6 protein-coding genes and 1 pseudogene are annotated in these 8,532 nt (G+C 70.1%); 4 read left to right on the forward strand and 3 right to left on the reverse strand.

Going from position 1 to position 8,532, the window contains the following annotated elements:
• Positions 1–36: 36 nt before the first annotated feature.
• Together ABZS64_RS36375 and ABZS64_RS36380 are read left to right on the forward strand one after the other, a co-directional pair.
• Positions 37–927, forward strand: coding sequence for a 2-hydroxy-3-oxopropionate reductase (locus ABZS64_RS36375; RefSeq protein ID WP_355839007.1), 891 nt, complete (start codon positions 37–39; stop codon positions 925–927).
• Between the two features lie 191 nt (positions 928–1,118).
• Positions 1,119–2,576, forward strand: a complete 1,458-nt coding sequence (locus tag ABZS64_RS36380; RefSeq protein ID WP_355839009.1) for a catalase — start codon at positions 1,119–1,121, stop codon at positions 2,574–2,576.
• A gap of 353 nt (positions 2,577–2,929) precedes the next feature.
• Here ABZS64_RS36380 and ABZS64_RS36385 read toward each other — a convergent pair whose 3' ends face one another.
• The gene (locus tag ABZS64_RS36385; protein ID WP_355839011.1) at positions 2,930–3,448 is read right to left on the reverse strand and encodes an MFS transporter; all 519 of its coding nucleotides are present in this window, start codon (positions 3,446–3,448) and stop codon (positions 2,930–2,932) included.
• Between the two features lie 76 nt (positions 3,449–3,524).
• Positions 3,525–4,160, reverse strand: a pseudogene (locus tag ABZS64_RS36390) (MFS transporter); the annotation flags it as partial.
• Positions 4,161–4,207: 47 nt separating this feature from the next.
• Between ABZS64_RS36390 and ABZS64_RS36395 the strand changes: the two are divergent.
• Positions 4,208–5,638, forward strand: a complete 1,431-nt coding sequence (locus tag ABZS64_RS36395) for a PLP-dependent aminotransferase family protein (protein ID WP_355839013.1) — start codon at positions 4,208–4,210, stop codon at positions 5,636–5,638.
• A 36-nt stretch (positions 5,639–5,674) separates the two neighbouring features.
• Here ABZS64_RS36395 and gcl read toward each other — a convergent pair whose 3' ends face one another.
• Complete coding sequence (gene gcl, locus ABZS64_RS36400; protein WP_355839015.1) at positions 5,675–7,462, reverse strand: glyoxylate carboligase; 1,788 nt, start codon at positions 7,460–7,462, stop codon at positions 5,675–5,677.
• Positions 7,463–7,669: 207 nt separating this feature from the next.
• Here gcl and ABZS64_RS36405 point away from each other — a divergent pair, with 207 nt between their 5' ends.
• The gene (locus tag ABZS64_RS36405; RefSeq protein ID WP_355839017.1) at positions 7,670–8,395 is read left to right on the forward strand and encodes a hypothetical protein; all 726 of its coding nucleotides are present in this window, start codon (positions 7,670–7,672) and stop codon (positions 8,393–8,395) included.
• Positions 8,396–8,532: the final 137 nt, after the last annotated feature.

Here is an 8,532-nt window from a genome sequence, read left to right on the forward strand (position 1 = left end):
TCCTGACGTACCACAGCAGTTAGAGAGGCACCCCCAATGAGCTCCCTCCCCAAGATCGCCTGGATCGGCCTCGGCATCATGGGTTCGCCCATGTCCGAGAACCTGCTGAAGGCGGGCTACCAGGTCACCGGCTTCACGCTGGAGCAGGACAAGCTGGACCGCCTCACGGCCGCCGGCGGCACCGCGGCGCCCTCGATCGCCGAGGCCGTCAAGGACGCCGATGTCGTCATCACGATGGTGCCCGCCTCCCCGCAGGTCGAGGCCATCGCGTACGGCGAGAACGGCATCCTGGAGAACGCCAGGCAGGGCGCCCTCCTGATCGACATGTCCTCCATCACCCCGCAGACGTCCGTGAATCTCGCCAAGGCCGCGGCCGAGAAGGGCATCCGCGTGCTGGACGCCCCGGTCTCCGGCGGCGAGGCGGGCGCCATCGAGGCCGTACTGTCGATCATGGTCGGTGGCGAGCAGGCCGACTTCGACAGCGGGCTGCCGATCCTGGAGGCGCTGGGCAAGACCATCGTCCTGTGCGGCCCGCACGGCTCCGGCCAGACGGTGAAGGCCGCCAACCAGCTGATCGTCGCGGTCAACATCCAGGCCTGCGCCGAGGCCGTCGTCTTCCTCGAGAAGTCCGGCGTGAACCTCCAGGCCGCCCTGGACGTCCTCAACGGCGGTCTGGCCGGCTCCACGGTCCTGACCCGCAAGAAGGACAACTTCCTCAACCGGGACTTCAAGCCCGGCTTCCGGATCGACCTGCACCACAAGGACATGGGCATCGTCACCGACGCCGCCCGCAACGTCGGCGCCGCGCTGCCCGTCGGCGCGGTCGTCGCCCAGCTCGTCGCCTCCCTGCGTGCGCAGGGTGACGGCGGCCTCGACCACTCCGCCCTGCTGCGCGCCGTCGAGCGCCTCTCCGGCCAGCAGGTCTGAGTCCGGGCCCGCACAGGGCCCGCAGATTTCCGGACGGTGTCGGCGCTGACACCTGTCCTGTCGCGCCCAGGCGCCGACGCCGTCCGGAACACCACCCTTCATTTTCAACAAACTGTTGACGTGACGTTCGAGGCGAATTTACGCTCCTCGCACCGCCAGCAGCTTCAGCACGGAAGGTCAATCCCGCCACCATGACGCAGCGTGTGCTTACGACCGAGTCAGGCGCCCCGGTCGCCGACAATCAGAACTCCGCCACCGCCGGCGTCGGTGGCCCCATCCTCCTGCAGGACCAGCACCTGCTGGAGAAGCTCGCCCGCTTCAACCGGGAGCGCATCCCGGAGCGCGTGGTGCACGCCCGCGGCAGCGGCGCGTACGGCTACTTCGAGGTGACCGACGACGTCACCGGCTTCACCAAGGCGGACTTCCTGTCCCAGGTCGGCAAGCGCACGGAGACGTTCATCCGCTTCTCGACCGTCGCCGACTCGCTGGGCGGCGCGGACGCGGTCCGTGACCCGCGCGGCTTCGCGCTGAAGTTCTACACCGAAGGGGGCAACTACGACCTCGTCGGCAACAACACCCCGGTGTTCTTCATCAAGGACCCGATCAAGTTCCCGGACTTCATCCACTCGCAGAAGCGCGACCCGTTCACGGGCAAGCAGGAGCCGGACAACGTCTGGGACTTCTGGGCGCACGCCCCCGAGGCGACGCACCAGGTGACCTGGCTGATGGGCGACCGCGGCGTCCCCGCCTCGTACCGCCACATGAACGGCTACGGCTCGCACACCTACCAGTGGACGAACGAGGCCGGCGAGGCCTTCTTCGTGAAGTACCACTTCAAGACCAACCAGGGCATCCGCTGCCTCTCCTCGGAGCAGGCGGCCGAGCAGGCCGGGAAGGACGCGAACAGCCACCAGACGGACCTGCTCCAGGCCATCGAGCGCGGCGTGAACCCCTCGTGGACCCTGTACGTCCAGGTCATGCCGGCGGCCGAGGCGGCGGAGTACCGCTTCAACCCGTTCGACCTCACCAAGGTGTGGCCGCACAGCGACTACCCGCTGCAGCGCGTGGGCCGTCTGGTCCTCGACCGCAACCCGGACAATGTCTTCGCCGAGGTCGAGCAGTCCGCGTTCTCGCCGAACAACTTCGTGCCGGGCATCGGTCCTTCGCTGGACAAGATGCTCCAGGGCCGCCTGTTCGCCTACGCGGACGCGCACCGCTACCGCCTGGGCGTCAACCACACCCAGCTGCCGGTGAACGCCCCGAAGGCGACCGCTGCCGACAACTACGGCCGCGACGGCCTCATGGCGACCCGCAACGGCTCGCGCCACGACAAGAACTACGAGCCCAACTCGTACGCCGGTCCCGCGCAGACGGACGCCGTGCTGTCGGCCCCGCTGGCCATCCACGGCTGGACGGGCACGCACGCAGCGCCGCTGCACACCAAGGACGACGACTTCTTCCAGGCGGGCGAGTTGTACCGCCTGATGTCGGACGAGGAGAAGTCCCGTCTGGTGGCCAACATCGCCGGCGGCCTCTCGCAGGTCACCCGTGACGACGTCATCGAGAAGAACCTCGCTCACTTCCACGCCGCCGACGCCGACTACGGCAAGCGCGTCGAGGAGGCCGTCCGCGCCCTGCGCGAGGACTAGAGCACACAGGCTGCACCCCTAATCTGACGGGAGGTCAGATTACGGGTGCCGAGCCCGCACTGCAGACCCGGATGAGGGGTGGTCATGCGGTACGGGCAGGCTGAGGACCGCGGCGGTAGTGCGATGCCAGTGCGGTGGTGAAGGCACCGGAGTCCGCTTCTTGACCTGAAGGAAGCGAACCCTCGGTCCCAATCGCCGCCGCCGCGGACCTCTTCCTGCAGCCCCCATAGTCTCCGCCCGGCGACGCGAACGTCCTGTCGCGCCAGCCTCGCATCGTCGGGCGGTATCAACTGCACAGCCAGAGCGCCGAGTTGCGGACGGTCCCGCAACTCGGCGCTCGTCTTTTGCACGGTCTAGGCGGTCAGACACCGGCGGCGCAGGACCGTGACCGTCAGGGCGAGCAGGCCGGCACCGAAGGCGAAGAGGAAGCCCGCGCCCGGGCCGTACGCGTCGATCAGGCGGCCCGACAGGGGCGCGCCCAGCGCCGTGCCCGCCGAGGCCGCCGTGGTCAGCCACGTCAGGCCCTCGGTGCGGTGTTCCGCGGGGACGACCGCCAGGGCGATGCTGTGCGAGCTGATGAGCGTCGCGGAGATGCCGAGGCCCGCGATCAGGATGGCGACGGCCATCGACCAGATGCCCGGCATCAGGGCGAGCGGGGCCGTGCCCAGGACGGTCGCCGCGAGGGCGGCAAGCAGCCGGGTGGACTGGGAGGACCGCCAGTGCCGGGCCCCGTACCAGATTCCGGCGATCGCGCTGCCGACGCCGTACAGGCCGAGCAGTGGACCTGCCAGCGAGGCCCCGCCGTGGTCGTGCGCGAAAGAGATGACCGCCATGTCGACGGTGGCGAACAGCGCACCCAGGCACATGTACATCCCGAAGCACCCGCAGCCCGGGGCTGCGCAGCGCACCTCCTCGGGCATGCCGACCGGGCGCGGCGGGCGGTTCGGCGTGCCGTCGGCGGGTGAGGCCGATGACGCCCACGAGACTCAGCGCCGCGCAGGCCAGTACGCCCGTCACCGGGTCGAAGTGCGTGACCAGCGCGACGACCAGCACAGGACCGCCGATGAAGATCAGCTCGTCCGCGATGCCCTCCAGCGAGAACGCCGAGTCCAGCAGGGACGAGTCACGCAGCGCATGGCTCCACCTGGATCGCACCATCGCACCGAGCGCCGGCATCGTGCCCCGGCTCAGCGCGCCCGCCACGAACAGCGTCCACACGGGCGCGCGGCCCACCGTGCAGGCGGCGAGCGCCACACAGGACAGGGCGAAGACCGCCACCAGCGGCAGCAGCACCCGGGCCTGACCGTGGCGGTCGGCCAGCCGGGCCATCTGCGGTGTCACGACGGCGTACGTGAGGGCCCCGCAGGCCGAGACCGCACCGGCCAGGCCGTAGCTGCCGGTGGTCGTCGCGATCAGCATCACCTGGGCGAGGCTGAGCATCCCCATCGGCAGCCGCCCGATGAGCCCCGGCACGGCGAAGGCGAGCACGCCGGGGGTGGCGAGGACGGTCCGGTAGCGGCCGAGTCCGCTCTCGACGGCAGGGAGCTGTTCGGAGGGGGGCGCGGTGGCTGTCGTAGTCGTCATGTTCTGGACATTAGGGGTGCACCGGATCCCCGCTAAGCTCCAATTCCATGCCGATCGAGTGGGCCGGTTCGGGTCCGGGGCTGCTGCTGTCACTGGACCGGCAGGGCCCCGAGCCGCTGCGTTCCCAGCTGGAAGGGCTGCTGCGCGAGGCGATCAGAACAGGGCGGCTCGGCGTGGGCGAGCGGCTGCCGTCCTCGCGCGAGATGGCCCGCGAGCTTGGCCTGTCCCGTGGCCTGGTGCAGGAGTGCTACGGCCAGCTGCAGGCCGAGGGCTATCTCAGTACGCAGGTGGGCTCGGCCACCCGGGTCGCAGCGGGAGCGGGCATCTCCCCCGCAGCTCCGGCCCCGAGACCCCGACCCGCGCGGCTGATCGCCGACTTCGCTTCCGGTGTGCCTGACCTGGCGGGCTTTCCGCGCGGCGACTGGCTGTGGGCGCTGCGCGAGGCCTCCAGGACAGCGCCGACGGCGGCCTTCGACTACGGGGATCCGCACGGCAGTTCGCTGCTGCGGGAGGTCCTTGCCGCCTATCTGGGGCGCGTCCGGGCGGCCGCGGCGGATCCCGAACGGACCGTGATCTGCTCGGGGTTCGCGCAGGGGCTCAATCTCGTCCTGCGGGCGCTCGCCGACGGCGGCGTACGGAAGGTCGCCTTCGAGGACCCCGGGTACACCGAGACGGCCGCTGCCGCGTGCGCAGCGGCGGACGTGGAGACCGTGCCCGTGCCCGTCGACGCGTACGGCATCGATGTCGACGCGCTGGAGGCGACGGGCGCCCGCGCGGTCGTTCTCACACCCGCCCACCAGTGGCCGACCGGGGTGGTGCTTGCGCCCGAAAGGCGCCTGGCGCTGGTGCGTTGGGCCACCCGGCACGATGCGACGATCGTCGAGGACGACTACGACGCGGAGTTCCGTTACGACCGCGAACCGGTGGGGGCGCTCCAGGGCCTGGCCGCGGACCGCGTCGCTGCCATCGGCACCGTGAGCAAGTCCCTGGCACCTGCGATGCGGCTCGGCTGGATTCTCTGCCCGCCCGCGCTGGCCGACACCGTCGCGGAGCTGAAGCTGCGCCAGGACCGCGGATCGCCCGAACTCGATCAGCTGGCCCTGGCCGCGCTCATGGAATCGGGCCGCTACGACCGGCACTTGCGCCGTATGCGGGTCCTCTACGCCCAGCGCCGCACCGCGCTCGTCGAGTCCCTTGCCGAGCATGCCCCCGAGGTCCGGCTGACCGGTCTTGCCGCGGGCTTCCACGCCGTGGCGCATCTGCCCGAGGGCGCGGACGAGCAGTCGGTGATCGCAGCCGCGCGGGAACGGTCCGTGGGCCTGTACGGGATGAGTACGCACCGCTCGTCGGGTGCGACGGATCCGGCCCAACTGGTCCTGGGTTTCGGCAATCTCGGCGAGCGCCCCATCCGCGAGGGCATCGCGGCGGTCGCCGGGATTCTGCGCGGAGAGCGCGAAGCGGCCCCCGCCCCGGAGTGATTCCGGGGCAGGGGCCGTCCGTTGTACGCGCGGGGGTCAGACCTTGAGCGGCTTGATGGCCGTGGGCGCGTGGCCCGGCTCCGTCGCCAGCTCCTCGAACTCGGTGATGTCGCTCATGTCGACCGTCTTGCTCATCGAGATGTTGGTGATGCGCTCCAGGATGGCCTCGACGACCACCGGGACGCTGTACTCGGCGGCGAGCTTCTTGGCCTCCTCGAGGGCCGCACCCAGCTCGTTCGGGTCGGTGACGCGGATGGCCTTGACGCCCAGACCCTCGGCGACCTTGACGTGGTCGACGCCGTAGACGCCGATCTCGGGGGTGTTGATGTTCTCGAACTCGAGGTTGACCTCGAAGTTGATGCCCAGACCGCCTTGCGCCTGACGGATCAGCCCCAGGTAGGCGTTGTTCACGAGAACGTGGACGTAGGGGACCTTGTGCTGGGCTGCGACCGCCAGCTCCTCGATCATGAACTGGAAGTCGTAGTCGCCGGAGAGCGCGACGATCGGGGTCTCCGGGTCGGCGACGGCAGCGCCGATCGCGGCCGGGATGGTCCAGCCGAGCGGGCCGGCCTGGCCGCAGTTGATCCAGTTGCGCGGCTTGTAGACGTGCAGCATCTGCGCGCCGGCGATCTGGGAGAGGCCGATGGTGGTGACGTAACGCGTCTCCGGGCCGAAGGCCTTGTTCATCTCCTCGTACACGCGCTGCGGCTTCATCGGGATGTTGTCGAAGTGCGTACGGCGCAGCAGGGTGGCCTTGCGCTCCTGGGCGGAAGCGGCCCAGGCGCCGAAGTCCGGCAGCTCGCCCTCGGCCTTGAGCTCCTTCGCGACCTGGATGAACAGCTCCAGTGCGGCCTTTGCGTCGGAGGCGAAGCCGAAGTCCGGGGCGAAGATCTTGCCGATCTGGGTGGGCTCGATGTCGACGTGGACGAACTTCCGGCCCTTGGTGTAGGCGTCCAGGTTGTAACCGGTGTGACGGTTGGCCCAGCGGTTGCCGATGCCGAGGACGAAGTCCGACTCGAGGAAGGTCGCGTTGCCGTAGCGGTGCGAGGTCTGCACACCGACCATTCCGGCGCTCAGCTCGTGGTCGTCGGGGATGGTGCCCCAGCCCATCAGGGTGGAGATGACCGGGACGCCGGTCAGCTCGGCGAACTCGACCAGCAGGTCGGAGGCGTCGGCGTTGATGATGCCGCCGCCGGCGACGATCAGCGGACGCTCGGACTCCAGCAGGAACTGGATGGCCTTCTCGGCCTGGGCGCGGGTCGCCTGCGGCTTGTAGACCGGCAGCGGCTCGTAGGTCTCGGGGTCGAACTCGATCTCGGTCAGCTGGACGTCGATCGGCAGGTCGATGAGGACCGGGCCGGGACGGCCGGAGCGCATCAGGTGGAAGGCCTGCTGGAAGACGCCCGGGACCTGCGCGGCCTCAAGGACGGTCGTCGCGGCCTTGGTGACCGGCTTGGCGATCGCGGCGATGTCGACGGCCTGGAAGTCCTCCTTGTGGAGTTTCGAGACCGGGGCCTGGCCGGTGATGCACAGGATCGGGATCGAGTCCGCGATCGCGGAGTACAGGCCGGTAATCATGTCGGTGCCGGCCGGTCCGGAGGTACCGATGCAGACACCGATGTTGCCCGCCTTGGCACGGGTGTAGCCCTCGGCCATGTGCGAGGCGCCCTCGACGTGGCGGGCGAGCGTGTGGTTGATGCCGCCCACGTTCTTGAGCTCGCGGTAGAAGGGGTTGATCGCCGCGCCGGGCACGCCGAACGCGTTGCTGACGCCTTCGCGCTTGAGGATCTCAACGGCCGCTGCTGCGGCGGTCATTCGAGGCATGGGAGGGCTCCTGCTTCGGCCGGGCGGACTCGGGCTCTTTTGTGTCACTCCAGAGCAGCGATTCCGTAATGCGGAAGTGTAATTCTGCTATACGGAAGCAATGTAAGACGCGTACGGAGCGGCGTCAAGGGATGGCCGAAGTGACTCCCCAAGGCATCCCGCTTGGTGGACGATGGACGGCAGTACGAATGGAAGGGGGGAAAAGCGATGGCCGAGACCGTGCCGGTGCGCTGTCCGTCCTGCCGCCGCGACCATGTGTTCGCTTCGCAGGTCTATCCCTGCGCGTGCGGCGCCCCGCTCACGCCGCCGCTGCTGCACGCCCCGCCGGAGCCGATCACGCACCGCACCTGGACGGACGACTGGGTGACGGTCCGCTGCCTCGCCTGCGGCCGCCAGGACCACTGGCCGCAGCCCGAGCTCGGCTGCCCCTGCGGCACGGTGCTGCGCATCCCGGTCCGCCCGGTGAGCGCCCCCGGCACCGGCGCGTCCGATGCGCTGTCTTTGGCGGCACGCCCGTGGCACATCCCGCTGCCGCGCACGGCGACCGTGCCGCGCCCTTCGTTCCGGCCGGTCACGATCCGCACCGCGCGGGACGCGGTGACGGCGGCGGCGCTCTATCTGAAGTGGCTCGGGTTCCGGGACGTTGTCCAGCCGGAGGTACGCCCCTCGTCCGGCATCGACCTGCGCGGCCCCGGCCTGGTCGCCCAGGTCGAGCCCTCCACGCGCCCCGCCACCCTGCGCGACGTCGAGTGCCTGTGGCTGAACGGGCTGAGCATCTCGGCCGCTAGCGTCTTCTTCTCCCTGGCGGGATACGCGGACGATGCCAGGTCGCGCGCGGACGACCTGGGCATCCCGCTCTTCGTCATGGACCTCACGGGGAGCCCGCAGCCGGTGAACGCACCGGCGGACGAGCTCATCTCCACCGGGGCCTGAACCGGGGCTCCGCCCCGGACCCCGCCTCAAACTCCCCCAGACTCCGTCCGGGGGGACCCCCCCGGGGCTGCATCCGCTGCTCGCCGAGCGGCTCGGGGCCGTCGAGGGCGAGCCGCTCGCCGTCGTGTCGCGGCGCG

The sequence above is a fragment of the Streptomyces sp. NPDC005408 genome, assembly GCF_040606445.1.
GTDB lineage: Bacteria > Actinomycetota > Actinomycetes > Streptomycetales > Streptomycetaceae > Streptomyces.